The 25,041-nt window shown below is 58.7% G+C and carries 26 protein-coding genes; 3 read left to right on the forward strand and 23 right to left on the reverse strand.

Translation table 11 applies throughout. The features are described from left to right. Nucleotides 1–5: 5 nt before the first annotated feature. Nucleotides 6–962: a transaldolase gene (tal, locus tag EKM04_RS18140; protein ID WP_174154003.1), complete on the reverse strand. Its 957-nt coding sequence runs from the start codon at nt 960–962 to the stop codon at nt 6–8. A gap of 210 nt (nt 963–1,172) precedes the next feature. On the opposite strand from tal, the gene EKM04_RS18145 reads away from it, so the two are divergent. Continuing rightward, nucleotides 1,173–2,156, forward strand: coding sequence for a sugar-binding transcriptional regulator (locus EKM04_RS18145; protein ID WP_183896159.1), 984 nt, complete (start codon nt 1,173–1,175; stop codon nt 2,154–2,156). Between the two features lie 6 nt (nt 2,157–2,162). On the opposite strand, the gene EKM04_RS18150 is transcribed toward EKM04_RS18145, so the two are convergent. The 4 genes from EKM04_RS18150 to EKM04_RS18165 all read right to left on the reverse strand — a co-directional run bounded on the left by EKM04_RS18150 (nt 2,163) and on the right by EKM04_RS18165 (nt 4,193). Beyond that, nucleotides 2,163–2,456: a type II toxin-antitoxin system RelE/ParE family toxin gene (locus EKM04_RS18150; protein WP_183896065.1), complete on the reverse strand. Its 294-nt coding sequence runs from the start codon at nt 2,454–2,456 to the stop codon at nt 2,163–2,165. 6 nt (nt 2,457–2,462) lie between these two features. Further along, the gene (locus EKM04_RS18155; protein WP_183896067.1) at nt 2,463–2,699 is read right to left on the reverse strand and encodes a CopG family ribbon-helix-helix protein; all 237 of its coding nucleotides are present in this window, start codon (nt 2,697–2,699) and stop codon (nt 2,463–2,465) included. 67 nt (nt 2,700–2,766) lie between these two features. After that, nucleotides 2,767–3,639, reverse strand: a complete 873-nt coding sequence (locus EKM04_RS18160) for a methylated-DNA--[protein]-cysteine S-methyltransferase (RefSeq protein ID WP_174154006.1) — start codon at nt 3,637–3,639, stop codon at nt 2,767–2,769. 71 nt (nt 3,640–3,710) lie between these two features. After that, entirely contained in the window at nt 3,711–4,193 is a 483-nt protein-coding gene (locus EKM04_RS18165) for a DUF2244 domain-containing protein (protein WP_183896069.1), read from the reverse strand. Nucleotides 4,194–4,248: 55 nt separating this feature from the next. Between EKM04_RS18165 and nth the strand changes: the two genes are divergently transcribed. Beyond that, complete coding sequence (gene nth, locus EKM04_RS18170) at nt 4,249–5,019, forward strand: endonuclease III (RefSeq protein ID WP_183896071.1); 771 nt, start codon at nt 4,249–4,251, stop codon at nt 5,017–5,019. On the opposite strand, the gene EKM04_RS18175 is transcribed toward nth, so the two are convergent. Beyond that, nucleotides 4,993–5,718, reverse strand: a complete 726-nt coding sequence (locus tag EKM04_RS18175) for a sulfate transporter family protein (protein WP_174154009.1) — start codon at nt 5,716–5,718, stop codon at nt 4,993–4,995. The two genes, nth and EKM04_RS18175, sit on opposite strands and share 27 nt — an antisense overlap. Before the next feature lie 319 nt (nt 5,719–6,037). Between EKM04_RS18175 and EKM04_RS18180 the strand changes: the two genes are divergently transcribed. Next, complete coding sequence (locus tag EKM04_RS18180; RefSeq protein WP_174154010.1) at nt 6,038–6,859, forward strand: MurR/RpiR family transcriptional regulator; 822 nt, start codon at nt 6,038–6,040, stop codon at nt 6,857–6,859. Between the two features lie 48 nt (nt 6,860–6,907). Here EKM04_RS18180 and EKM04_RS18185 read toward each other — a convergent pair whose 3' ends face one another. The 17 genes from EKM04_RS18185 to EKM04_RS18265 all read right to left on the reverse strand — a co-directional run bounded on the left by EKM04_RS18185 (nt 6,908) and on the right by EKM04_RS18265 (nt 25,027). Beyond that, the gene (locus tag EKM04_RS18185; protein WP_183896073.1) at nt 6,908–8,482 is read right to left on the reverse strand and encodes an FGGY-family carbohydrate kinase; all 1,575 of its coding nucleotides are present in this window, start codon (nt 8,480–8,482) and stop codon (nt 6,908–6,910) included. A gap of 63 nt (nt 8,483–8,545) precedes the next feature. Continuing rightward, nucleotides 8,546–9,229: an HAD family hydrolase gene (locus EKM04_RS18190; protein WP_183896075.1), complete on the reverse strand. Its 684-nt coding sequence runs from the start codon at nt 9,227–9,229 to the stop codon at nt 8,546–8,548. A gap of 16 nt (nt 9,230–9,245) precedes the next feature. Then, the gene (locus tag EKM04_RS18195; RefSeq protein WP_183896077.1) at nt 9,246–10,727 is read right to left on the reverse strand and encodes a mannitol dehydrogenase family protein; all 1,482 of its coding nucleotides are present in this window, start codon (nt 10,725–10,727) and stop codon (nt 9,246–9,248) included. Nucleotides 10,728–10,812: 85 nt separating this feature from the next. Next, on the reverse strand, nt 10,813–11,811 hold the full coding sequence (locus EKM04_RS18200; protein WP_174154014.1) for an ABC transporter ATP-binding protein: 999 nt from the start codon (nt 11,809–11,811) through the stop codon (nt 10,813–10,815). An 11-nt stretch (nt 11,812–11,822) separates the two neighbouring features. Beyond that, nucleotides 11,823–12,647 carry a carbohydrate ABC transporter permease gene (locus EKM04_RS18205; protein WP_174154015.1) on the reverse strand — a complete coding sequence of 275 codons (825 nt, stop codon included), beginning with the start codon at nt 12,645–12,647 and terminating at the stop codon, nt 11,823–11,825. 11 nt (nt 12,648–12,658) lie between these two features. Continuing rightward, nucleotides 12,659–13,531 carry a carbohydrate ABC transporter permease gene (locus EKM04_RS18210; protein WP_174154016.1) on the reverse strand — a complete coding sequence of 291 codons (873 nt, stop codon included), beginning with the start codon at nt 13,529–13,531 and terminating at the stop codon, nt 12,659–12,661. Between the two features lie 246 nt (nt 13,532–13,777). Further along, complete coding sequence (locus EKM04_RS18215) at nt 13,778–15,091, reverse strand: ABC transporter substrate-binding protein (RefSeq protein WP_174154017.1); 1,314 nt, start codon at nt 15,089–15,091, stop codon at nt 13,778–13,780. Nucleotides 15,092–15,234: 143 nt separating this feature from the next. Next, nucleotides 15,235–16,188, reverse strand: a complete 954-nt coding sequence (locus EKM04_RS18220) for a sugar-binding transcriptional regulator (RefSeq protein ID WP_183896079.1) — start codon at nt 16,186–16,188, stop codon at nt 15,235–15,237. Between the two features lie 74 nt (nt 16,189–16,262). Next, a complete protein-coding gene (locus tag EKM04_RS18225; RefSeq protein WP_210290095.1) occupies nt 16,263–16,844 on the reverse strand; it encodes an exopolysaccharide biosynthesis protein in 582 nt (193 codons plus the stop codon). Between the two features lie 190 nt (nt 16,845–17,034). Beyond that, the gene (locus tag EKM04_RS18230) at nt 17,035–17,856 is read right to left on the reverse strand and encodes an ABC transporter permease (RefSeq protein ID WP_183896083.1); all 822 of its coding nucleotides are present in this window, start codon (nt 17,854–17,856) and stop codon (nt 17,035–17,037) included. After that, complete coding sequence (locus tag EKM04_RS18235) at nt 17,853–18,803, reverse strand: ABC transporter permease (RefSeq protein ID WP_183896085.1); 951 nt, start codon at nt 18,801–18,803, stop codon at nt 17,853–17,855. Before EKM04_RS18235 ends, EKM04_RS18230 begins: the two co-directional genes overlap by 4 nt. 52 nt (nt 18,804–18,855) lie before the next feature. Next, entirely contained in the window at nt 18,856–20,391 is a 1,536-nt protein-coding gene (locus tag EKM04_RS18240; protein WP_412762969.1) for an ABC transporter substrate-binding protein, read from the reverse strand. An 87-nt stretch (nt 20,392–20,478) separates the two neighbouring features. Further along, complete coding sequence (locus EKM04_RS18245) at nt 20,479–21,378, reverse strand: LysR family transcriptional regulator (protein ID WP_183896089.1); 900 nt, start codon at nt 21,376–21,378, stop codon at nt 20,479–20,481. Nucleotides 21,379–21,451: 73 nt separating this feature from the next. Continuing rightward, nucleotides 21,452–22,201 carry an ABC transporter ATP-binding protein gene (locus EKM04_RS18250; protein WP_183896091.1) on the reverse strand — a complete coding sequence of 250 codons (750 nt, stop codon included), beginning with the start codon at nt 22,199–22,201 and terminating at the stop codon, nt 21,452–21,454. After that, nucleotides 22,198–23,034: an ABC transporter ATP-binding protein gene (locus tag EKM04_RS18255; protein WP_183896093.1), complete on the reverse strand. Its 837-nt coding sequence runs from the start codon at nt 23,032–23,034 to the stop codon at nt 22,198–22,200. The genes EKM04_RS18250 and EKM04_RS18255 overlap by 4 nt, the downstream gene beginning before the upstream one ends. Next, a complete protein-coding gene (gene nikC / locus EKM04_RS18260; RefSeq protein ID WP_183896095.1) occupies nt 23,031–23,963 on the reverse strand; it encodes a nickel transporter permease in 933 nt (310 codons plus the stop codon). The genes EKM04_RS18255 and nikC overlap by 4 nt, the downstream gene beginning before the upstream one ends. After that, entirely contained in the window at nt 23,960–25,027 is a 1,068-nt protein-coding gene (locus tag EKM04_RS18265) for an ABC transporter permease (RefSeq protein WP_183896097.1), read from the reverse strand. Before EKM04_RS18265 ends, nikC begins: the two co-directional genes overlap by 4 nt. Nucleotides 25,028–25,041 lie beyond the last annotated feature (14 nt).

Consider the following 25,041-nt stretch of genomic DNA (forward strand, 5'->3'; position numbering starts at 1 on the left):
GAAGCTTAAGCTGCCAGTTGCTTGCGGATGATGCCGCGAAGAGATTCGAGATCCTTGGCGAACTGGCGGATACCTTCGGACAGCTTTTCCGTTGCCATGGCATCTTCGTTGAGGTGCCAGCGGAAGGCCTTCTCGTCCAGGCTCTGCAAGGGCTCGGCCTTTGCATCGTCAGCGGAGAGCTTCCGCTCCAGCGTGCCGGTATCCTTGTCCAGCTCTTCCAGAAGCGCCGGGCTGATGGTCAAACGGTCACAACCGGCCAGCGCTTCGATCTCGCCGACATTGCGGAAGGACGCACCCATGACAACCGTCGAGATGCCGTTAGCCTTGTAATAATTGTAGATCTTGCGAACGGAGACAACGCCCGGATCGGTTTCAGCGGTATAATCCTCGCCCGTGGACTTCTTGTACCAGTCGAGAATACGACCGACGAAAGGCGAGATGAGGAAGGCTTTGGCTTCTGCGCAGGCGATGGCCTGGGCCTGTGAGAACAGAAGTGTCAGGTTGCAATCAATGCCTTCGGACTGAAGTACTTCGGCAGCCTTGATGCCTTCCCATGTCGAGGCGAGCTTGATGAGAATACGGTCACGCTCGATGCCACGATCCTTGTAACCGGCAATGATCTGATGCGCCTTGGCGATGGACGCCTTCGTATCGAAGGAGAGATCGGCATCAACTTCGGTCGACACGCGGCCGGGTACGAGCTCGACAAGCTTTGCACCGACAGAGATCGCGAGACGGTCCGCGATCGCGCCAACCACAGCATCGGAATCACCACCCTGTTTCTGACCCCAGGAGATGGCTTCCTTTACGGTATCGGCAAACATCGGCGTACCCAAGGCCTTCAGAATAATCGACGGATTGGTGGTGCAATCCACCGGCTTCAGCCGGGCAACCGCTTCGATATCGCCGGTATCGGCGACAACCGTCGTGATTTTGCGAAGTTGGTCAAGTTTCGATGTCATGCTGATTGATCCTCGTCATCTCTGGAAAACCGTTTCAGCCGGGTTTCGTTCCTGCCCTCGCCTGCTTGCGCGCGATGTCGGAACCAAGCTGTTTTCTCATTGTTAAGTATCGCGCAGCGCCAACCCAGAAGTCAAGACATTTGCGCAATGCAATTGACATAAGTTTCACGCCTGCCATAGTGGACTCCCCCTCCAAGCATGGCGAAAACAGTGGCGAAACTGCGAAGAGACACTCATACAGCCTATTCCGAAGCCGCATCGCTGCGGCTGCGGGCGGCGTGGCTCTATTATAATCAGGGCATGACGCAGAAGGACGTGGCGGAAAAACTGGGTATCAGTCGCTCCACCGTCATCCGCCTTCTGGATGAGGCGATGAAGCGATCCGAGGTGCAGATCTGGATCAACGAGGGCATCGAGGACTACGTCGAACTCGCCATTAAGCTGGAGGCCGCTTACGGTCTGGACGAAGCGATCATCATTCCCTCCGCATCCTCGAAGGCCGAAGATATCGCCAAGGCTGTCGGACTGGCGCTGGGTCAATTTCTATCGGAGGCGGTTCCAGACAATGCCACGATCGGCGTGGGCTGGGGCCGCACCATGACGGCATCGCTCTCCAGCTTTCGCCCGCCGCGCCGGGAAAACTGCAAGGTGGTGTCGTTGCTGGGCGGTATCGTGGCGGTCCATCAGACCAATCCGCTGGATTACACATGGCGGCTGGCCAGCGCACTGGGTGCTGAATGCTATATGTTCCTCGCACCGCTTCTGGTGGATTCCGAAGAAACACGCCGTTCCCTGATCGAGAAATGTGGGCTGAACACGCTGTTCGAACTGGCGGAAAATCTCGACCTCGCCATCGTCAGCTGCGGCGATATCGGTCCGCATTCCACATCGCTGTCGGAGGGCTTCATTTCCAAACAGACGCATGACGAACTGGTGGCAGCGGGCTGCGTCTGCGACACCATGTTCAATTTCATCGATGCGGAGGGACACTCGGTCGACCACCCCATCAACCAGCGCGCCATGGCCATCGGTCTCGACACGCTGAAGAAGGCCAAACACATAGTCCTGGCCTCAGGCGGCGCCCACCGCGCCACCGCCATCCGCGCTACCATCCAACGCATCGGATGTAACACGCTGATTACCGATGAGGCCGCAGCGCGGGCGCTGCTGGAGCTGGGGGAAACGGCCCCGTAACCAATATCAGTCAGAAAGAGCAGTGGGCCATTCGCGGGCGCCGTGTTGAACGAACAAGACCTGGATTTCATCGCTCGAAACGACATAGGCAACAATGTAGGGCGTGCCAGATATGACGAGTTCTCGCGTGCCATCAATGTCCCCCCGCCGTCCAATGAACGGGTTGGATGAGAGAAGGTCTCGTGTTGCCTTGTGGATCAGGCGGACAATGCGGGCCGCCGCCCGAGGGTTCTGTTCGGCAATATAGTTGCCGATGGTGGCGAGTTCTCTCAGATATCGCTTCGTCCAAACAATGCGCACAACCGGTCAAGCCTGATCGTAACGGTTCAAAACCTCGGCAATATCCTCTTCGCTGGCGAAATTGCCTTTTGCAGCGTCGTCCAAACCCTCTTTCACGCCGGTGATCCACTGCTCCTGCCAAGCGATCGATCGGCCGTGGGCAAGAGCTTCCTCAACGATTTGGCTTCGCGTCAAACTGCTCTTGGCCGCAACCAGATCGATACGGCGGTCGATATCGTCGGAAAGTTGGATGGTGCTTTTCATATGCTTTCCATGGTTTCATACGGCAGATGTGAGTTTCACATCTCATATCACATGTGCCACAACTGGATCAAACCTTACCCGTTTCCCAGCCCAGCATCGCCCGTTTGCGCGTCAGTCCCCAGTGGTAGCCGGTGAGCGCGCCACTTTTGCCGACGGCGCGGTGGCAGGGCACGACGAAGGAGATGGGGTTGGCGCCGATGGCGGCACCCACGGCGCGCGACGCTTTAGGCTGGCCGATGTCGTGGGCGACGTGGGAATAGGTCACGGCTTTTCCGAGCGGGATTTTCAGGAGGCTTTGCCAGACGCGGACCTGAAAATCCGTGCCGAGGAGGACCACGCGCAAGGGTTGTTCGCTCTTCCATTTATCGGCGTCGAAAATTCTGCAGGCATAAGATGCGGTTGCCGCACTGTCTTCGCTGTAGTGAGCGTTGGGCCAGCGGCGTGCCATATCCTCGAAGCACGCCGTCTCCTCTCCCGCATCGGCAAAGGCACAGCCCGCAAGACCCCGGTCGGTGATCATGATCAAGGCCAGACCAAAGGGCGATGGGTGAAAACCGTAACGAATGGAGAGGCCCGAACCCTTGGCTTTCCACTCCCCCGGCGACATGGCTTCATGCGTCACGAAGAGATCATGCAGACGGCCCGGCCCGGACATGCCGACTTCGATGGAAGCTTCCAGAAGCGGAAGGCTTTCGTCGCGCAGCAGACGCTTGGCGTGATCGAGCGTGACGGCCTGAAGAAAGGCTTTTGGCGACAGACCGGCCCAGCGGGTGAAGGTTTTCTGCAATTGCGTGGGTGACTGCGAAAGCCTGGCGGCAATGGTTTCGAGCGACGGCTGATCGCGGTAGTCCACCGTCAGGACTTCAATGACCTGCCGGACGGTTTCGTAATCAGAACCGACCGGGGTGATGTCTTCCTTTAAGGTGATACTGGCATTCATGGTGTGTCTCCTTGCAACGCCGACACAAACACGATGCGCCCCCTGTCTCCACCCGTTTCTTGCGCTCTCACCTAGATTCGAAGCCGCACCGTGGCCAAAGCACCGCGAAAGGCCTTCGCGAAGCTTTCGCGGTCATCCGGATTGAGGAACGAGCCGATATCCGTCATCCGCCCCTCCCCCGAAACATGCATCGAGAGAATGCCGATCTCATCGTGACGTTTGACGAAAAAGCGCGCCCAGAACGGGTTGAACCGATGCTCGACCATGCGGCCTGTTGGTGAGAATTTTCGGATGGAAAGGCTGGTGCGCGATACGATGACCTCCTCACGGGCTTTTGCAGCACGGTAATTCACCCGGAAAGCGACGTAGAGCAGCAGAAAATCAACGCCCAGGAAAAGACCGATGGGCCACGCGCCGGTGACCATGAAGAACACGCCATAGAGAAGGCAGACGGCACCGGTGAGCGCTAGGAGAACGCGAAACCCCTTGCGTCCGAGGGAGCGATAGGGAACAAGTTCCGCTGCAAAAACCGGCTGCTCATTAAGGCTGTCCACCGTGTCGTCCTCGTCCAGTGCTTCACCAAAGCTGGCGTCAGATTATAGTAAGACCATGACAATTGCCAAGAAACGATCCAGCGCTCAAACGCTGAAAAAGTCAAATGCGACGACACGTCGCAAGACGGTGCGTGTCCGGACGGTCTACTCCAAGGACGAACTCAAGGAAATATTCCGGCGTTTCTCCATACAGCGGCCGGAGCCGAAGGGTGAACTGGAACATTCCAATCCGTTTACGCTGGTGGTGGCCGTGGCCCTTTCGGCGCAGGCAACCGATGTGGGCGTGAACCGGGCGACGCGCGGCCTGTTTGCGGTGGCTGATACGCCGGAAAAGATGCTGGAACTGGGTGAAGAACGCCTGATCGGCTACATCAAGACCATCGGCCTCTACCGTAACAAGGCCAAGAACGTCATTGCCCTATCCCAGATGCTGATCGACACTTTTGGCGGCGAGGTTCCGCGCACGCGCGAAGAGCTGGTGATGCTGCCGGGCGTGGGCCGCAAGACCGCCAATGTGGTGATGTCCATGGCCTTCGGCGTTCCGACGCTGGCGGTCGATACCCATGTGTTCCGCATCGCCAACCGGCTGCGCATGGCACCGGGGAAAACCCCGGATGAGGTGGAAGAGCGGCTGGTGAAGATCATTCCCGACGAGTATCTTTTCCATGCACATCATTGGTTGATCCTGCATGGGCGTTACTGTTGCAAGGCGCGCAAACCCGAATGCGAGCGCTGCGTGATCGCCGATATCTGCAAATCGCCGGAAAAGACCTGCGATATTCCAGCACCTCTGGTGGAGCTACCGGCCCAGTTTCTGGCTGAATGACGGGTCGCGCCGACTGATCGCTTTGTGCAGATGTACCATGAAGGATGCGGCAAACAGCGGGGTCAGGAGGTTGAGGAAGGGGATGGCGAGAAACGCCGCGATCAACAGACCGGCCATGAACACCGTCGTTCCGTGCTTGGCACGAAAAGCGCGCGCGTCGGCAGGGGTGCGGAACCGCATGGCCGCAAACTCGAAGAATTCCCGGCCCAGCAGATAGCCGTTGACCAGAAAAAACGCGATGAGATTGATGCCGGGAACGAGAAGCAACAGGAGCGCGACACCGTTGCCGAGGATCACCACGCCGAAGAATTTGAGCGAGGAGGGAATGGCCTCGCTCAGCGGCATGGCCGTACCCGGGGAATCGTTGGGATAGTCCTTCTTTTCGATGACGTCGGCGACATCATCCAGGAACAGGCTGGCGATGATGGCCGTGACCGGAGAGATCAAAAGGGCCAGCGCCAGTGCCAATCCGATGCCTGCAAGGATGGCAAAGATGAAGCTCATCCAGCCGGCCCATTCCGGCATGCCGGGCACGAGCGAATCAATCCACGGCAATGCAAGCCAGATAAAAACGCTCCGAATGGCGAACCAGAGGCCTACAAGCACCAAAATTGTCAGTCCGAGCGACTTCCAGAACACGGCGCGTGTTTCGGAGGCAAAAAGGTTGCCGAAAGCATCTCTCGCAGCGCTAAAAATCATTATTTTGCCTCCATTTAGGCGGATTTTTTGTCGATGGATAACCATTCGCCAGTGCGTGGCAAATAGGGCGTTTTACGACCCTTCACAAGAAACGCTTCCCGTTAAATACAAGAAAAAAACACAACCCACTATTTTGCGCTTGAAGAAAAGCAACTACTAAACTATAAAAACAAACAGGCAAAAAATCGTATATTCTTACGGAAGTGGGGATCAGTGGGGTAACGATTGGCCTTTTTTTACAACCTAGTCGACACGATTGGCGGCGAGATAACTCGCTAGATCACCATCGTCCGCTAAAGACAAGAAAAACGAGGCGTCGTTGGAAAAATTGCTGATTGATCTCACCCGTTCGCTGAAAACCGGAACGCCGTCGGAACGACGGATTGCGAAGTACCTCATCGAACATCTGGCAGAATTGCCGTTTGAAACAGCGGCGACGCTGGCTGAAAAACTCAACCTCAGTCCCATGACTGTCGGGCGGTTCCTACGCTCGCTTGGCTACCGTCAACTGAGTGACATTCGCGAGCATCTTCGCGAAGAGCCACGCGTGGCGGAACCGGCACCTGCGGCCAAGCAGGACGTGGCGCAGACGCCGTTGTCCTCGCTCATGCTACAACAGATTCAGGCCGTGCAAGCCGTGTACGATCTGGCCGGGCAGTCGGTCTGGAAGACGGCTCTGGGCGCCATCGCCGAAAGCAGACAGGTGTTCATCGCCTCCTCCGCAGAAAGCTTTGGGATTTGCCGGTATTTTTACACCAAGCTGTTGGAATGTCGCGAGCATGTTCACTACCTGCAACGCGATGGCGCCACCTACATCGCCCTGATGGACGAGCCTACCGATGGTACGCTGCTGATTCTGATGGATTGCGGTGGCGATCTGGCCGGATTGCAGCGTCTGGCGAAAATGGCAACAAGGGCCGGTTACAAGACAGTGCTGATCACGACCCGCTTTTACGAGTGGGGCCCTGACAGCGCCGACATCTGCCTGACGATCCCGCTCAGCCAGAACGGTGGACACAGCATGCTGCAATTGGTGGCTATCACCGAATTCATGCTGCATTCCATGCCGCAGAGGACAGAAACGGGCCGCAAGGACCGGTATCGTCGTATCGGCGACATGCAGCGTGTTTTGCACGGCTAAGACGCCAAAACCACAATCTCACCCCGCATTCGTGCGGGGTGACGAAAGTCAAAGCCGTTCCAGCTCCTCGCGGTGGCGGTACATGGCCAGAAACCGACGATAGTCACTCTCGTAACGCTCCATAGCCTGCCCGCTGCCGCGTCTCTCCTCCCCACCGGAATACATGGCCGCACCAGCAGCCGCCAATCCCTTGTGGACGCCACCCGCAGACGCAGCATTCATGGCTGTACCCAGCAGCACCGCATCCGCCGTGGCGGGAACGACGATGCGCTTGCCCGTGACATCGGCGTAGAGCTCCATCAGGAGTGGGTTGTGCACATGGCCGCCGGTGACGTGTAGCGTTTCTACCGCATAACCGAACCCTTCCATCGCATCCAGCACATGCCGCGCGCCGAGCGCAATGGAAACCGCCGTTCGCCAATAGAGGCGGCACAAGCTATCGAAGGACGTATCGAGCGTCAGCCCGCTGATGACGCCACGCGCATGCGGATCTGCCAGCGGCGAACGGTTGCCATGGAAATCCGGCAGGACGTACAGGTGATCGGCAAAGCCCTCCCCTTCAATGCGACGCAAATCCAGCACCCGTTCCACAATGCGGGCGTGGAGTGCCGAGGTCGGCTCGCCACCTGCGGCATGCATGCGCACGACGTGGTCTAAAAGCGCGCCGGTGGCCGATTGTCCACCCTCCACCAGCCAGTGGCCGGGCAGGATCGCTTCCCAGTACGGACCCCAGAGGCTGTGTCCGGGCATGCGTTTCGGTGTCAGCGTGACAAGGCAGCTGGAGGTGCCGGCAATCAGCGCGACATTGCTGCCGACATCCGATTGCAGACTACCGCCGAGCGCTCCGAGTGCGCCCGCATAGGCATCGATCATGCCTGCTGCAACTTCGCAGCCCGTATCCAGCCCAAGCTCGTCCGCTGCTTGCTGCGAGAGCGTGCCGACGCTTTGGCCGGGGGCGACAGCCTGAGTGGGAAGGTTGCCACGTTGCAGGAGATCGCCAAGGCCTGCCATTTCGAGATAATCCTGGCTCCACCCCTGCCTCTCATGGCCTAAAAAATTCCACTTGGCCGTCAGCGTGCAATTGGAACGCTTGGCGCTGCCGCTGGCTTTCCAGGTCAGGAAGTCGGCGAGATCGAAGAAATATCCGGCTTTTGTCCAACTATCCGGCAGATGTTTTTTCAGCCACATCAGCTTGGGCATCTCCATCTCCGGAGACATCGAGCCGCCTGCATAATCCAGCACGGGATGACGCGACATGCTCAGAAAGTCAGCTTCGGCGATGGCTCGGTGGTCCAGCCAGACGATGGTGTCGAAGCGGTCTTCGCCGGACGTTGACACCGTGACCTGCTCGCCCTGCGGCCCGCGCACGACCAGCGAACAGGTGGCATCGAAACCGATGGCCGCAACCGAGGATGCCGGGATATCGGCATCGGCCATAGCCTGGCGCACGGCGATACAAACGGCATTCCAGATATCGGCTGAATCATGCTCGGCGTGGTTTTCCCTTGGCCTTTGCATGATGATGGGATGGGTTGCGCGTGCAATCAGCCTACCCTTTGCATCGAAAACGCCAGCGCGAGCGCTGCCCGTGCCGACATCGACAGCAACAAGATATTGACGCATCAGGCTAAATTCCCATTCCTCAATCGCGACCAGACCGCATCGCTGCAGACGGCACCGGCAGCGTTAAACCCGCGCAGTTTGGTCCGCCACAAGTTGGACCAAATCCGGCATGGCGTCAAACACCAGATCGGGCTCCAGACTGGCAATATGCTCCCGAAATGCTGGGAAACGGGCGTGTGAACCGCCGGTGAACGCAAAAACGCGCATTCCCGCAGCTTTCGCCGCAGCTATGCCGGCAGGGCTGTCTTCGATGACGATGCAGTCGCCTGGCTCCATCTGCATCTCGTTGGCAGCATGCAGGAAGAGATCGGGCGCTGGCTTGCCGTTCTTGACCATGGTGGCGCTGAAAATATGCGGCTCCAGTTTATCCAGCAGACCTGTCAGCCCGAGTGAATAACGGATGCGCTCCGGCTGACTGGAAGAGGCGACGCAGCGCGGAACCGACAGGCGGTCCAGCGTCTCGGCCATGCCATCGATGGCCTTCAGCTCATCACGAAAGCGCTGAAACAACTCGGCGCGCATATGTTCCAGAAAGTCGATGTCGGTTTCGACGCCGTATTCGTCCCAAAGCGTCGCCGTCATACTGGCGACGCTGCGGCCGAGGAAGCGCTGATAGGCGTCCTCTTCGCTGATCTGGACGCCCTGATGGGCGACCATATCGATGAGGACAGCAATCGAAACCGGTTCGCTATCCACGAGAACGCCATCGCAATCAAAGATCAGCAGAGGCGCGTTCCCGGTTTGCATGGCACATCTCTTTTCGTCAGCTGACGAGTTTGTTTTGCAGATAAAGTTCAAGCGTTTCAGCCGTACCCTTCTCCCACAACGTCTTCAAGGCATGGGCAAAGCGTTTCTGGAACAGCTCGGATTTGGCAACCTCGCCGAAAATATCGTCGAGCGCGAGAAACGCCATCGGATCGTCCTTGGCCTTGGTGGCAGCAGCTTGAAGGCGCTCGGCACTGGCATCGTTGAAGACGATGTTTGCACCGCTATCGGACGTGCCATGGAAGTAACGGCACCACAGCGCCGAGACCAGCGAGAGACCGACGATATCATCGCCCTTTGCCAGACGATCGGACGTAGATGGCAGGATGAATTTTGGCTGACGGTTGGAGCCATCCTGCGCTAAGCGCGGAATGGTATCGCCGATCTTGGGGTTGAGGAAGCGGCGTTCAATGAGGTCGAAATAGTCGTTGAGATCTGTGTTGGGCACCGGCGGAATGATCGGGATGATTTCTTCCTTCTCCAGCTTGGCGAGGAAGGCGCGGATCAGCGGATGCTCCATCGCCTCATGCACGAAATGGATGTCGAGAAGGGCTGCAGGATAGGCAATTGCCGCATGGCCGCCATTAAGAATACGGATCTTCATATGCTCATAGGGCGCGACTTCGGGCACGAATTGCACCCCGACTTTTTCCAGCGCAGGACGACCCGCTGGGAAATTGTCTTCCATGACCCATTGCTTGAACTCTTCGCAGAAGACCGGCCAGTTGTCGTCAATGCCGAAATCATCGAGGGCGATATCACGTTCGCGCTGGCCGGTGGCAGGCGTGATGCGGTCCACCATGGAATTGGGAAAGGCGACGGTTTCGCTGATCCAGTTGGCAAAAGCTGGATCGGACAGCGCCGCCACGCCAACGACGGCGTTCTTCGTGACCTTGCCATTATGCGGAATGTTGTCGCAGGACATCACGGTAAAGGGCTGGAGGCCCTTGTCCTTGCGAGCTCTCAGACCGGCGACGATGAGGCCGAAGACGGTCTTTGGTGCGGCGGGATTTTTGCCGTCTTCGGCAATGGCCGGATGCTGCGGATTGAACGCACCGGATGCATCAATGAAATAGCCGCCTTCGGTGATGGTCATCGAGACGATGCGGATTTTTGGGTCGGCCAGCTTTTCTATGGTGGCTGCGGTGTCACCGATCTGGAGAATGTCGACCATCGGGCCGGTCACGCGCGCGCCGGTGCGGTTGTTATCCTGCTCCACCACCGTGGTCAGGAAATCCTGTGCCGCAAGCTTTTCACGCATGACGGCATCAGACGGCAGAACGCCTGCGCCGATGATGGCCCAATCGTGATCGGCACCGGTGTTGAACAGGTCATCCAGATAGATCGCCTGATGCGCCCTGTGGAAATTGCCCACGCCAAAATGCACGATACCGGGGACAAGGTCCGCGCGCGAATAGGACGGAACGGAGGCCGTTGCCTTGACCTGATCAAGCGTGGCGAGCGAGAGTTTTGATGTCATGAGACGATCCTCGAATTTCCTGTCATGGAGCAGTCGCCTTGGCTAACCGCTGTTACAACCAGCATTGGGCGATGCGGTCCAGCCCTCAGAGGGCCAGACCGTTGCTATCGAACCTGTGGATTTTGGTATCATCCGGCGTGATGAAAACGGTATCGCCATGCTGGCAGGCGAACTCGCCGCCCGCACGTGCGGTGATCATGCCGATCTCCTCGACATTGATGTGAATGAAGGTGTCGGAGCCCAGATGTTCGGCCACGGTGACCTTGCCCTGCCACAGACCGCTATCCTTCGACAGAAGCAGATGTTCCGGACGAACGCCGACCGTGTCGGCACTTTTGGCCTGCGCGTAAGCACCCTTGACGAAATTCATGCGCGGCGAGCCGATAAACCCTGCGACGAACAGGTTGCGCGGCGTCTTGTACAGCTCCATCGGCGAGCCGACCTGCTCGATATTGCCGCGATTGAGCACGACGATCTTGTCGGCCATGGTCATGGCTTCCACCTGATCATGCGTCACGTAGATCATCGTCGTCTTCAACGTGTTGTGCAGCTCGGAGATTTCCAACCGCATGGTGCCGCGAAGCGAGGCATCGAGGTTCGACAGGGGTTCATCGAACAGGAACGCCGAGGGTTCACGCACGATGGCGCGACCGATGGCTACACGCTGGCGCTGGCCGCCCGACAGCTGCGAGGGACGACGGTCGAGGTAATCCGTGAGGTTCAGTACGCTTGCGGCATCGTTGACCTTCTTGTCGATCACGGCCTTGTCGAGCTTGGCCATTTTCAAGGGAAAGCCGATATTGTTGCGCACGCTCATATGCGGGTAGAGCGCATAGGACTGGAACACCATGGCAAGGCCTCGTTCGGCAGGTGCCTTTTCGGTGGCGTCCTTGCCGTCGATGATGATCTGGCCGCCGGTGACGTCTTCAAGACCGGCGATGAGGCGCAGAAGCGTGGACTTGCCGCAACCTGACGGGCCGACGAACACCACGAACTCGCCATTCTCGATATCGAGATTGATGGAGGGAATGACCTTGGCTTCACCGAAGACCTTGGAAACGTTTTTAAGGGAAATGCTGCCCATTTTCTTATTCCTTATTTCACCGCGCCAAAAGTGAGGCCGCGAACGAGTTGTTTCTGGGAGAACCAGCCCAGCACGAGGATCGGCGCAATCGCCATCATCGAAGCGGCAGACAGCTTCGCCCAGAACAGACCTTGCGGGCTGGAGAAGGAGGCGATGAAGGCCGTCAGCGGTGCTGCATTGGTCGTCGTGAGACGAATGGTCCAGAAGGACTCGTTCCACGCCAGAATGATGTTGAGAAGCAGAGTGGAGGCAATGCCGGGGATCGCCATCGGCGTCAGCACATAGACGATCTCGTTCCACAGGGACGCACCGTCCATGCGAGACGCTTCAAGGATTTCACCCGGAATTTCCCGAAAATATGTGTAGAGCATCCACACCACGATCGGCAGATTGATGAAGGTGAGCATGATGGTGAGGCCGATGCGGGTATCGAGCAGACCGGCATTGCGGAAGATCAGATAGATCGGCACCAGCACCGCCACCGCAGGCATCATCTTGGTGGAGAGCATCCACATCAGAATATCCTTGGTCCGTTTGGTGGGCGAAAACGCCATGGCCCATGCTGCCGGAATGGCGATGATCAGCGCAAAGATCGTCGAACCGACCGACAGGATCACCGAGTTCATGAACGGCTTGAAATAATCCCGCTGCGTATTGACGGTGATGTAGTTTTCAAACGTGCCCGATGGCCACAGGCTGAACCCCGCAATGGCTTCCGGCTCCGTCTTCAGCGATGTTAGGAACGCATAGAGGATGGGGAAGAACAGCAGGAGGGCGATGACCCAGGCGGCGATGGTGAAGCCGATGCGGGAGCGTGTCGAGACTTTGCGAGCCATGATCCTGTCTCCTATCGATCGAGGTTCTTGCCGACGGCGCGCATCAGGAAGATGGCGACGACGTTTGCAAGGATGACGGCGATGATGCCACCGGCGGATGCTCCACCCACATCATAGCCCAAGAGCGCCGTGCGGTAGATGAGGAAGGCGAGATTGGTCGAGGCGTAGCCCGGTCCACCATTGGTGGTGACGAGGATTTCCGCGTAGACGCCGAGCAGGAAGATGGTCTGGATGAGAATGACGACCGTGATGGCGCGCGCCAGGTGCGGCAGCGTCAGATAGATGAAGCGGCTGAAGAAGCTCGCGCCATCCATTTCGGCGGCTTCCTTCTGTTCGCCATCCAGCGACTGAAGGGCTGTCAAAAGGATCAGTGTTGCAAAGGGCAACCACTGCCATGCCACGATGATGACGATGGACAGCAGCGGAAACTGCGAGAACCAGTCGATCGGCTGAAAGCCGAAGAACCGGTTCAGGTCCGCCAACACCCCGTACCCGGGATGCATGATCATGTTCTTCCACACGAGAGCTGCGACCGGCGGCATGACGAAAAACGGCGAGATGACCAGAATGCGCACGATGCCCTGGCCGAAAATCGGCTGATCCAGCAACAGAGCAATGCCGATCCCACCGATGACGGTGATCATCAGCACGCCGCCGACGATGACAAGCGTGTTCCAGATGGACTGGAAGAAAGCCGGGTCGGTGTAGAAATACTGATAATTGAACAGGCCAGCAAAGCTGACATTGGACGGGTTCAGAAGATTGTAGTTCTGAAACGAATACCAGAGCGTCATCGACAGTGGCACGATCATCCAGACCAGAAGCAGGATGACCGACGGCGCCATCATCAGCCGCGCCAGATTTTTGGTGTTTTGCGTCGCCATCGGATGGCTTCCTCCGCCCTCTGAGCATGGTGTCGAAGACCCCCTCTGGCCTGCCGGCCATCTCCCCCACAAGGGGGGAGAAACCGTGCCGCAAACGCCGAAGTTCACTCGGTGCGACAACGGTGCGGCGGATAAAGCCCCTCCCCCTTGTGGGGAGGGGTTGGGGAGGGGATTTCACAGAAACATAACGGCTTTGAATATATGCGCCGCCCGGCCCTCAGAGCCGGACGGCGATCTTCGGGAGGATTACTTGATATATCCCGAGCGCGTCATTTCGCGCGTGGCCGTGGACTGGGCGCTGGCGAGAGCATCATCAACGCTGGACTGACCAGCAACAACCGCCGAAAACAGCTGACCGACCGTGGTGCCCAGAGACTGAAACTCGGGGATCGCCACGAACTGGCCGCCCGTGTAAGGCACCGGCTTGACGGTTGGCTTGGTGATGTCGGCAGCGTTCATGGCAGCCAGCGTCGGCGCTGCAAAGCCTGCGGCCTTTTCGTAGTCCGCATTCTTGTAGAGCGAGGTGCGGGTGCCTGGGGGAACGTTGGCCCAGCCATCCTTGGAAGCGACGAGCTGCGTGTATTCCTTGCTGGTTGCCCAGGCGATGAACTTCTCAGCGGCTTCCGCCTTCTGCGAGCTCTTCGGAATGGCAAGGTTCCAGGACCAGAGCCAATTGCCGTGGTTCTTCATCTCACCATGCGTCGGGAACAGCGCATAGCCCACCTGGTCGGCAACCTTGCTGTCCTTCGGGTTGGACACGAAGGATGCAGCCACCGTGGCGTCGATCCACATGCCGCATTTGCCCTGCTGGAACAGCGTCAGGTTTTCGTTGAAGCCGTTGGAGGAGGCACCGGCAGGACCGGCATCCTTCATCAGGTCCACGTAGAACTGAAGCGCGTTCTTCCACTCAGGCTGATCGAACTGGGGCTTCCAGTTTTCATCGAACCAGCGACCACCAAACGAGTTGGTGAGGGCTGTGATGAAGGCCATGTTCTCACCCCAGCCAGCCTTGCCGCGAAGGCACATGCCGTTCACGTCGGCCTTGCGGTCGGTGATCTTGCGGGCTGCGTCGCCAATGAATTCCCATGTCGGGTTTTCCGGCATCTTCAGACCTGCTTTTTCAAACAGATCCTTGCGATACATGATCATGGCGGATTCGCCATAGAAGGGTGCAGCGTACAGCTTGCTGTCGACAGTCAGACCACCCTTGATGGATGGCAGCATGTCAGCGACATCATAGTTGTCGCCGAGCTTTTCGAGCGGCAGAAGCCAGCCCTGCTTGGCCCAGATCGGAACTTCGTAGTTGCCGATGGTCATGATGTCGTACTGGCCGCCATTGGTGGCGATATCGGTGGTGACGCGTTCACGCAGGACGTTTTCTTCCAGCGTGACCCACTCGACCTGAATGTCAGGATTTTTGGCGGTGAATTCGGATGTCAGTCCCTGCATGCGGATCATGTCGCCATTGTTGACGGTGGCGATGGTCAGCGTTTCTGCGGAAGCGAGGCCAGAAAAAGCGAGAGCCGAGCACGCGCCCAGCAGAAGTGTCTTCAAAGTCATGATCTTCCTCCCAGAAGAAGTTATTGAGCATTCGCTTTGCTCTAGGGCAAATACTCACTTATGAGAGGCAAAAGTCAAGCACCTACCTGCGCTGCGATGCACAAGGATTATCTAACATACTGGTTTTAAAGTGATATTTCTGCTCACTTCGCGAGCAAATACTCAGCAGAGACTTCGTCGGTAATGATGCCGTTCAACAGGCCACCCCGAAGAGCACCGAGAATGGCGGGCGATTTTTGCTTGCCCTGCGCAATACCGATCACCGTGCTCGTCTCGCGTGGCGGCAGGGGAACGGAGGCGACACGATCATTGATCGGCGTCTCCAGAATCCGGCCATCCCGGTCGAAGGACCAGCCGCAAATCTCACCCGCACCACCCTTGGCGATGAGGTCGCGCATCTCCTGAACCTCGAGAAAACCATCGACGCAGAGCGGAGCGTCCTCTGCCAGTTGACCGACACCGACGAAAGTGACGTTGGCGGCAGCACCCAGCGCCAATGTGGAGCGCACCATCGACTGGTCGTGCAGCAATTCCCGTTCTTCTGCCGACGAACAGAGAACCGGCAGCGGCATCGGGAAATGCCGCGCCTTGATGGCATCCGCCATGCTGAAAATGACGTTGTAATAGGCGGCAGAACCGTCCGGTCCGATATTGCCGGTGAGCGAGACGATGCGGTGTTGCGGACATTCCATCGGCGGCAACTGGTCGACCGCCGCTTTCAGCGTTCGTCCGGTGCCGATAGCGAGAACGATGGGGTCTGACTTGCGCAGCCAGCGTTCGATTTCAGCCGCCCCCGCCTCGGCAATGCCCACGGTGGAGGATGTGCCTGCCGGATCGCTCGGCACCACTTCCACATACTTCAAAGAAAACCGCTCGCGCAGGGCCTCGCTTTTTTCGAGGCAGGCGGCAATAGGGTGGTCGAGGCGTACCTTGATCAGCCGTTCGGTGACCGCCAGCGAAACAAGCCGCTGCGCCGACTGGCGGGAGATGCCCATGGCACTGGCAATCTCGTCTTGCGTGCGGCCCGCAACGTAATAAAGCCACCCGGCTCTCGCCGCGTCGTCTAGCCGTCCACCGGTTTCGGATCGTCTGGCCATATGCCTGCCCTCACGTCGCATTTCCACTGTGCTGACATTTTTCTAGAGCCGATGTCAAACGCGGCAAGGCACGCTCACCCCAGCAATGGTCCGACCACGAAATAAAGCGCGGCTTTGACAATGCCGTAAATCACGCCACTGACGACAGCCACCGAGGTCACAGCGAGAACACCGCCGATCAGCGCGAAGAGACCATCCCGCTCCAGAAGAGCGAAGGAAAAACAGCCGATCGCGATGGCAGGCAAAATGTTGCCGAGCGGGATTGGCAAAGCCAGGATGACGGCGAGAACCAGGCAAATGAGGCCGATAACGCGCTCGAACACCGGCGATAACAGACCCTCCAAGCGTGGCTTGAGAAGTTTCTGAACCCGCAGCAGAACCGGGACGATCTTTTGGACGACGCGGGCAAAATCTTCCCGTGCCAATGACCGTTCGGAGATGACACGGGGGAGCCACGGGTTCTTACCGGCAAACAGTTGTGCTGCCAGAAACACCAGCGGCGTGCCTGTGATGGCAGATGTGCCTGGTGGTGTCGGCACGATGTTGGGGAGAGCAAAGACCAGCATCAACGCGCCAAAGGCACGGTCGCCCATGGCGGACAAGAGATCGCCAACGGAGATGCGGGTGCGGCTTTCATCACCAGCAAGCGCGTGCAGAATATCGACAAGGCCGACTTTTGGCGTGGCGGGTTCCGTCAATGCCGGATCGGCATCATCGACCGAACCGCAGAGAGCAGGATTATCCGACAGGCGCAGCATAGGTTTTCAACTCCAGGATTATGGTCCCGCTGTAACAGAACAATGGCGGCAGCAATACGACAAGACGCTGAGATTGTCGTTGTTTCCACTAGTGCCGCAGTCTCGGGTCGAGCCGATCGCGAAGGCCATCTCCCAGCAGATTGAAGCCGAGAACCGCCAGCGCGATCGCAAGCCCCGGCAAAATGGCAAGCCAAGGCGCAAGCGACAGATAGGTCTGCGCGTCCCACAACATCCGCCCCCAGGTGGGCGCGGGTGGTGGCATGCCGAGACCGAGAAAGCTCAACCCCGCCTCGGTCAGGATCGCAAGCCCCAGCTGGATGCTGACCTGCACGATGATGAGGTTGGTCAGGTTCGGCAGGATATGGGTAACCGTGATCCCGCCCCTGCTTCGCCCCAGACTTTCCGCTGCCAGCACAAAATCCCGCGCCCATAATTGCAGGGCCGCCGCGCAGGTCAGGCGCGCAAAGACCGGCACCATGAAGGTGGCGATGGCGACGATGGCGGTGAAGCGACCGGAACCGATGAAGGCGCCGAGCATCATGGCTGAGAGGATGGGTGGCAGCGCAAAGATGATATCGCAAAGGCGCATCAGCAAAGCTTCGACGACACCGCGCCGGGCAGCCGCAAAAATGCCGACCAGCGTGCCAATGGTGGCCCCGATGGCAACAGCAAGGACGGCGGTGGACAGCGAGTTCCACGCCCCGACCATCAGCATGGAGAGAAGATCGCGGCCGAATTGATCCGTTCCCAGCAGACCATGCGCCAGCGGCGGCCTGAGCTTGGCGGCAATCTGCATTTTCGTCGGCACCTGCGGCGTCCAGACGAGGGATAGCAGCGCGATGGCGACCAGAGCACCGGTGATGGTGGCGCCAGACAGAAGGGTGCCATTGCGGATATTGAAACGTCTCATGCGGCACGCGCCCGCAAGCGCGGATCGATCAGCAGGTAGGCCATATCAACGAGAAAATTCATGGATATGACCAGCGCGCAGAAGAACAGCACGACCGATTGCATAACAACGATATCGCGCTGCGTCAGCGCCTGAAAGGCAAGGCGCCCGAGGCCGGGAAGATTGAAGACGTTTTCCACCAGAACCGTGCCAGCGATCAGGAACGTGAATTGCAGGCCGACCATGGTGATGACGGGGATGAGCGCATTGGGTAGGACGTGCTTCCACAGTGTGGCGGTTTCACCGATGCCCTTGGCCCTGACGGTGCGCACGAAATCCTCGCTCATCACCTCCAGCATGGCCGAGCGGCAGACCCGCGTCAGAACACCGGCCTGAGAAAAGGCGAGCGCCACCGCTGGAAGCACCAGCGCCTTCGATGCGGCAACGAACCCCGCCTGCCAGCCGGGAAAACCGCCCGCTGGCATCCACCCAAGCGTGGTGGAAAAAACGAGGATCAGCAAAAGTCCCACCCAGAAGCCGGGAACGGCGATGCCCGCATGGGAAAACAGGCCGCAGAAACGATCGATCACCCCTCCCCTGTATCGCGCGGCCATGACACCAAGTGGCACGGCGATGAGAATGGAAAGGGTGATGGCGATGCACGCCAGTGGCAACGTGACCGCAAGCCTGTCAAGGATCAACCCCGCCACCGGTACGCCATAGGTATAGGATTGCCCGAGATCGCCATGCGCCATGGCTGCCAGCCATGAGACGTAGCGCAGCACCAGCGGCTGATCGAGACCCATCTGTTTTTGCAGCGCCGCCAGCGTATCGGGGCTTGCCGATGTGCCGAGCATGATGGCGGCCGGATCCCCTGGTAACAGACCCATGACGGTGTAGATCAGGAAGGATACGGCGAGCAGCGTAAAGAAAAGACCGAGAAGGCGTTTGAGGATGAGGGCGATCATGGTGAGGCCCGGCCTGTAGGGCGGTGGGTGTGGCTATACTGCAAACACACCATCACTCTTCCCAACGCACATCTGTCAGCACGTTGGACGGGATAGGCTCGTTTTCCCACAGCCCCTCAATCTTCCTGTCCCAAACGCCGAGCTTCGGCATCACGAAAAGGAACAGCGCTGGCACATCCTGCGCCAGGATCTTCTGCGCGTCCTGATACAGATCCTCTTGTTCTACCGGATCGGCTGTCAGTTCGACGTTCTTGATGATCTCGTTGAAGGTCGGGTTCTTGTAATTGAAATAATAGGGGTCACGCGAGAATATATCGATATCCATCGGCTCCGCATGGGCGACGATGGTCATGTCGTAATTGGCGCCTTTGAGCACATCCGACACCCATTTGCCCGGGAATTCCGTGGTCTCGATGGTCATCGTCACACCGATCTCGGCAAACATGGCTTGCAGGATCTGCGAGGTCCGCTGCGCATAGGGCATTTGCGGCGCCTTGATGGTGAAGGAAAGACCGTTCGGATAACCAGCTTCAGCCAGCAACGTCCGGGCTTTTTCGGGATCATAGGGATGAACGCCTGTCGTATCGACGTAACCGCGATCATTGGGGGTGTAATGGCTGCCGATGGGGGTGCCAAAGCCGGACCATGCGCCTTCGATCACCGTCGCGCGATCCACCGCCATCATCAGGGCCTGGCGCACGCGCTTGTCGTTGAAAGGCTTGACGGCGTTGTTCATGCCAGCAACGACCTTCAGTTCGGTGTTGCCGATGAAGGTGCCGAGCCGGGTATGCCCTTCGAAGGAGGCCATCAGTTCCGGTGCGCCAAATTCGGGGAAAGCATCGATATCGCCGGATTTCAGCGCGGCGGCCTGGGCCTGCGGATCGGGAATGAAACGGAACGTGGCTTTTTCAAGCGCGATGGTCGCGGATTTGTCCCAGTAATCCGTGTTGCGGGCCATCTCGACCTTCTCACCCTTGGACCAGTTGACGAACTTGAACGGACCGGTGCCGATGGGCGTGGTCTTGTTGCCGTCGGAAGATTTGGTGCCGACCATCACTGAGGCGGGCCAGCCGAGCCAATAGAGCAGGCTGCCGGACGGCTGCTTCAACGTAAGAACGAGCGTCGTCGGGTCTGGCGTTTCGATGCTATCGATGGCCGCAAAGAAGCGCTTTTGCGGGTTGATGGAAGCATCGCCCCTTGCACGGTCCAGCGACGCCTTGGCAACAGAGGCATCGAAAGCCTCGCCATCGTGGAATTTCACGCCCTCACGCAGTTTGAACGTGTAGGTCTTGCCGTCTTCGGATATCTCCCAGCTGTCCGCCAGTTGCGGCTGGATCTTTCCGTCCCTGTCGATCGTGACGAGGCCTTCGAAGATGTTCTGCCATGTCACCTGGCCAATGAAGACGTTAGCACCGGCTGTCGGGTCAAGCCCTGCAGGCTCTGTGCCCATTCCGATGGTGATGGCGTTTTTTGCCGCTGCAAAAGCCGCCGTGGCGGGCAGCATCGCTGAAAGAGCAGTCGCGACGGCAAGGCCTAGCGCCAAACGGCGTGTGAGGGTTACCGATTGCAAAAGCATGCTGTGCATCATCATCGTCTCCAGTCGAGCGGCGCCAACATTCTGTGTCCAGCGCGTTGCTGAAATCGCTACACGATATCAGGGGCGCAAATCAACTGCCTATTTTGGCAGGTTAGCAATGAAAGTCCCGATGAAATCCGCCAGCGTCGCTGCTGCGAAGGAGAGCTCCCGGTGTGGCGCAACGCCAAGTTCCATATGCGTGCGCACGCCCTTGGGACCGCTTATGGGCACCGCGACCATCTGGCCAGCCTTGATGTCGCGGGCAACAGTCAGAGCCGGCAGAAGGGTGACGGCGGCGCGGTCCAGCACCAGTTCTTTCAGCAGTTCCAGCGAGCTGACAGTGAACACGGGATCGAGCGTGATGCCGGCTTGCTCAAACAGGGCATCGAAAGCCTGCCGTGCCGCGAAGGTTTTGTCCGGCAAAGCCAGAGGCACAGACGCTAGGTCCTTCAATGCGATCGACGTCTTAGCCGCCAATGGATGGTCTGCGGGGAGGATGACGTCGTAACAGATCTCGCGCTTTGCGAGGATTTTGACCTCCGTTGTTTTTGGAGCAAACAGCGTGAGGGCAATATCGGCCTGTGAAGAAACCAGCGCATCGATGGCCTGACGGGCGCTGGTAATGTGAACTTCGAAACGCAGCTTCGGATAGGCTTGGGCGAACTGCGACAGCGCCGGTGCCAGCAGGCTGGCGACGGTGGCGCCATTGGCATAGATCGTGGCACGGCCGCGTTCCAGTCCCTTGAGATCATCGATCAGCTGGTGGACATGCCAAAGCTCGCGCAGGGTCTTGCCAGCCCGTGCTGCCAGAAGCTCCCCCGCTGCCGTCAAGGTCACGCCACGGCTGGATCGCTCCACCAGCGGCGCACCGAAATAGTCCTCGAGGTTTTCGATCTGGCGGCTGACGGCCGTCGGCGCGACATTCAGATTTTCCGCCGCCGCGCGCATGGAACTGGTGCGGACAAGCTCATCGAAATACATCAATGCGCGGAGGTTCATGGTGACGCCATCTCTTTCATCCCTGTGCCTGTCACAGGAATGAGGGAGGTTGTAGCAGCATCACTGCCATGCCTCAATCACGCACGAAACCTTCGCTGGCCACCAGCAATTGCCGCGTGTAATCCGCCTCAAACGTCCGGCTTTCAAGCGCGTCCACATCCAGCATTTCCACCACCTTGCCGCTTTTCATGACCGCCAAGCGGTCGCACATGTGGCTGATGACGCCGAGGTCGTGACTGACCATCAGGAAAGTGAGGTTTCGGTCCTTACGGGCCTGTTCCAGCAAATTGAGAATTTCGGCCTGAATGGAAGCATCGAGCGCCGACGTCGGTTCGTCCAGCAGCAGGATTTTCGGCTCAAGAATGAGCGCGCGGGCAATGGCGATGCGCTGGCGCTGACCGCCGGACAGTTGGTGCGAGTAGCGAAAGCGGAAGCCGCTTCCAAGACCGACCTCATCCAGCGCGCGAGTGATGCGGGCTTCCTTGTCCTCAATGCCGTGGATCGTCAAGGGCTCCAACAGCAGCGCATCCACCGTCTGGCGCGGATGCAGCGAGCCGTAGGGGTCTTGAAACACCATCTGCACATCGCGGTAAAAGCTCTTTTCCCGGAACTTGCTCTTGTAGGTTCGCCCCTCGACCATGAGAGTGCCTTCATCGAAGTGGTTGAGACCGGCAATGGCGCGCAGCAGCGTGGATTTGCCCGAGCCGGATTCGCCGACAAGACCAAAGGACTGGCCCTTGTTCACGTCGATGCTGACGCCATCAAGCGCAATGTGCCCATCGAAATCCACCAGCAGATCGGAAACGGAAAGAACTGAGGTCATAGGCGCCACTCCAGCTGGCGGTCCAGAACCGGCAGGGGATGCCTGTTATCGCCGATCTTGGGCAGGCAGTTGAGCAGCCCGCGCGTGTAAGGGTGCTGCGCATGGTCCAGATTGGCCGCGTCAAGCTCCTCCACCACGCGGCCCGCATACATGACGAGGACGCGGTCGCAGAAGGAGGAAACCAGCCGCAGATCGTGAGAGATGAAAATCAGCCCCATGCCACGATCGCGCACAAGCTTGTCGAGAATGCCGAGAACTTCCAGTTGTACCGTCACATCGAGCGCTGATGTCGGCTCGTCGGCAATCAGAAGTTCCGGTCCGCAGACCAGCATCATGGCGATCATCACGCGCTGGCCCATGCCGCCGGATACTTCGTGCGGATAAAGACCGAAAACGCGTTCCGGCTCGCGGATCTGCACCGCCTCCAGCATGTCGAGCGTACGCTGTTTTGCATCCGATGAACTGATGCGCTCATGCGTCCGTAACGTTTCGACAATCTGGCGACCAATGGGCATGACCGGGTTCAGTGAATATTTCGGGTCCTGCAGGATCATGCCGATGCGCTTGCCGCGAATGCTGCGGCGCTGTTTAGCCGAGGCTTTCAGCAGATCGATATCGCCGAAACGTAGGGCATCCGCCTCGATTTTCGCGGCAGACGGCGTCAGCCCCATGATGGCGCGACCGGTCTGCGACTTGCCGGAACCGGATTCGCCGACGATGCCGAGACGCTCCCTGCCGAGCGTGAAAGACACGCCGCGCACCGCCTCCACCAACCCGGTGCGGGTGGGAAAGCTGACGCGCAGGTTGTCAACGGTCAGAAGCGGAGCCGTCATTGACCTGCCTCCTTCGGATCCAGCGCATCGCGCAGCCCATCGCCCAAAAGGTTGAAGCCCAGACTGACGATGAGAATGGCAATTCCCGGCATGGCGGCGACCCACCATTGGTCGAGAATAAAGCGGCGACCGGATGCGATCATGGCACCCCATTCCGGCAGCGGCGGCTGTGCACCGAGGCCGAGAAAGCCGAGACCGGCGGCAGTCAGAATGATACCCGCCATATCCAGCGTCACACGCACGATGAGCGATGACATGCACAGTGGCATGACGTGTTTGAGCACGATGCGCCAAGGCGACGCGCCCATGAGCTTGATAGCCGCGATGAAATCAGAGTTGCGGAATGTCATGGTTTCAGCGCGGGCAATGCGGGCATAGGGCGGCCATGAGGTGACGGCAATGGCCAGCACCGCATTCTCGATGCCCGGCCCCAAGGCTGCCACCAGAGCCAGCGCCAGAACAAGCTTGGGGAACGCCAGAAAAATATCGGTGATGCGCATCAGCACGGCATCGACCCAGCCACCGGCATAACCGGCGACGGTGCCGACGATGAGGCCAACGGGGGCGGCGATGATGGCCACCAGCATGACCACGAACAGCGTCAGCCGCGAACCGTGGATGAGGCGCGAGAGAATATCGCGACCCTGATCATCCGTGCCGAGCCAATAACCGGCACTCCCGGGAGGCAGCAGGCGGGCATTGCGCAAATCCCCCTGCACGGGTGAATGCGGGGCCAGCACATTGGCAAAGATCGCCACCAGCACCAGCGCCGCGATGATGCCGAGCCCGGCCAGCGCCAGCCGGTTTTCCGAAAACCGCCGCCAGATGACATAGGCGCGGCCGAGCCGGGCCTGCCTACGGGATGCCGGTCTGTCGGACAGCAGCCATTCCCGGCTGTAAGGTTTCAAGGGGGTCAAAGCTGTCGTCATCGGCTGCGCGTCCTTGGATCGAGCGTCCGGTAGAGCAGATCGGACAGGAGATTGATGCTGATGAACACGGCACCGATGACGATGGTGCCGCCGAGAACGGCGTTCATATCCGCATTCTGCAAGGAATTGGTGATGTAAAGGCCAAGCCCCGGCCAGGAGAAGATGGTTTCCGTGAGCACAGAACCTTCCAGCAAACCGGCGTAGGACAGCACGATGACTGTCAACAACGGCACGGCAGCGTTGCGCAACGCGTGGAACCAGATGATACGCATTTCCGACAGACCCTTGGCGCGGGCGGCGACGATGTACTCTTGGGCAAGTTCATTGAGCATGAAGGAGCGCGTCATGCGGCTGATATAGGCGAGCGAGAAATAACCCAGCAATCCGGCAGGCAGGATGATGTGCCGGAACAGATCCCACAGCACATCCCACTGCCCCTGCCAGAAGGCATCCAGCAGATAAAAGCCTGTTCCCGGCGTGAAGGTGAATTCGTAGACGATATCCATCCGTCCGGGATAGGCAACCCAGTTCAGCTTGGCGTAAAACACCAGAAGCGCCAAGAGGCCCAGCCAGAAAATCGGCACGGAATAACCGACAAGACCGATGATGCGGACGATCTGGTCGATGATGCTGCCGCGCTTGACGGCGGCGAGAACGCCAAGCGGAATGCCGAAGACAGCGCCGATCAGCGTACCGATGGTGGCAAGCTCGATGGTCGCAGGGAAGACCCTGATAATATCGGTCATCACAGGATTGGTGGTCAGCACCGAGGTGCCAAAGTCACCCGATAGCGCTTGTTTGATGTAGAGAAAAAACTGGTGCCAGAGCGGCAGGTTGAGGCCGAGCTCTTCGCGCACACGCTCCACCACATGGGCAGGCGCACGGTCGCCCACGATGGCGAGAGCGGGATCGATGGGGATGACGCGACCGATAAAGAAGGTAACCGCCAGCAATCCCAAAAATGTGGTGATGACGGTGACAAGGAAGCCGATGATGGCGTTCAGGCGCTTGTTGGCGCGGCTTTTGCCGCGCCTTGGCCTTGGTACTGTTTCAATGATGGTCACTGGATCAATCCTGC

The organism is Rhizobium skierniewicense Ch11, assembly GCF_023757665.1.
Classification (GTDB): Bacteria; Pseudomonadota; Alphaproteobacteria; order Rhizobiales; family Rhizobiaceae; genus Agrobacterium; species Agrobacterium skierniewicense.

Bases quoted from the DNA above. Each gene is read 5' to 3' on its own strand.
- tal (WP_174154003.1), bottom strand. From the start codon at position 962: ATGACATCGAAACTTGACCAACTTCGCAAAATCACGACGGTTGTCGCC.
- EKM04_RS18250 (WP_183896091.1), bottom strand. From the start codon at position 22,201: ATGACCTCAGTTCTTTCCGTTTCCGATCTGCTGGTGGATTTCGATGGG.
- EKM04_RS18185 (WP_183896073.1), bottom strand. From the start codon at position 8,482: ATGCGTCAATATCTTGTTGCTGTCGATGTCGGCACGGGCAGCGCTCGC.
- EKM04_RS18155 (WP_183896067.1), bottom strand. From the start codon at position 2,699: ATGAAAAGCACCATCCAACTTTCCGACGATATCGACCGCCGTATCGAT.
- EKM04_RS18160 (WP_174154006.1), bottom strand. From the start codon at position 3,639: ATGAATGCCAGTATCACCTTAAAGGAAGACATCACCCCGGTCGGTTCT.
- nikC (WP_183896095.1), bottom strand. From the start codon at position 23,963: ATGACGACAGCTTTGACCCCCTTGAAACCTTACAGCCGGGAATGGCTG.
- EKM04_RS18195 (WP_183896077.1), bottom strand. From the start codon at position 10,727: ATGACATCAAAACTCTCGCTCGCCACGCTTGATCAGGTCAAGGCAACG.
- EKM04_RS18215 (WP_174154017.1), bottom strand. From the start codon at position 15,091: ATGACTTTGAAGACACTTCTGCTGGGCGCGTGCTCGGCTCTCGCTTTT.
- EKM04_RS18190 (WP_183896075.1), bottom strand. From the start codon at position 9,229: ATGCAAACCGGGAACGCGCCTCTGCTGATCTTTGATTGCGATGGCGTT.
- EKM04_RS18245 (WP_183896089.1), bottom strand. From the start codon at position 21,378: ATGAACCTCCGCGCATTGATGTATTTCGATGAGCTTGTCCGCACCAGT.
- EKM04_RS18200 (WP_174154014.1), bottom strand. From the start codon at position 11,811: ATGGGCAGCATTTCCCTTAAAAACGTTTCCAAGGTCTTCGGTGAAGCC.
- EKM04_RS18235 (WP_183896085.1), bottom strand. From the start codon at position 18,803: ATGATCGCCCTCATCCTCAAACGCCTTCTCGGTCTTTTCTTTACGCTG.
- EKM04_RS18205 (WP_174154015.1), bottom strand. From the start codon at position 12,647: ATGGCTCGCAAAGTCTCGACACGCTCCCGCATCGGCTTCACCATCGCC.
- nth (WP_183896071.1), top strand. From the start codon at position 4,249: ATGACAATTGCCAAGAAACGATCCAGCGCTCAAACGCTGAAAAAGTCA.
- EKM04_RS18255 (WP_183896093.1), bottom strand. From the start codon at position 23,034: ATGACGGCTCCGCTTCTGACCGTTGACAACCTGCGCGTCAGCTTTCCC.
- EKM04_RS18230 (WP_183896083.1), bottom strand. From the start codon at position 17,856: ATGAGACGTTTCAATATCCGCAATGGCACCCTTCTGTCTGGCGCCACC.
- EKM04_RS18220 (WP_183896079.1), bottom strand. From the start codon at position 16,188: ATGGCCAGACGATCCGAAACCGGTGGACGGCTAGACGACGCGGCGAGA.
- EKM04_RS18240 (WP_412762969.1), bottom strand. From the start codon at position 20,391: ATGATGCACAGCATGCTTTTGCAATCGGTAACCCTCACACGCCGTTTG.
- EKM04_RS18175 (WP_174154009.1), bottom strand. From the start codon at position 5,718: ATGATTTTTAGCGCTGCGAGAGATGCTTTCGGCAACCTTTTTGCCTCC.
- EKM04_RS18210 (WP_174154016.1), bottom strand. From the start codon at position 13,531: ATGGCGACGCAAAACACCAAAAATCTGGCGCGGCTGATGATGGCGCCG.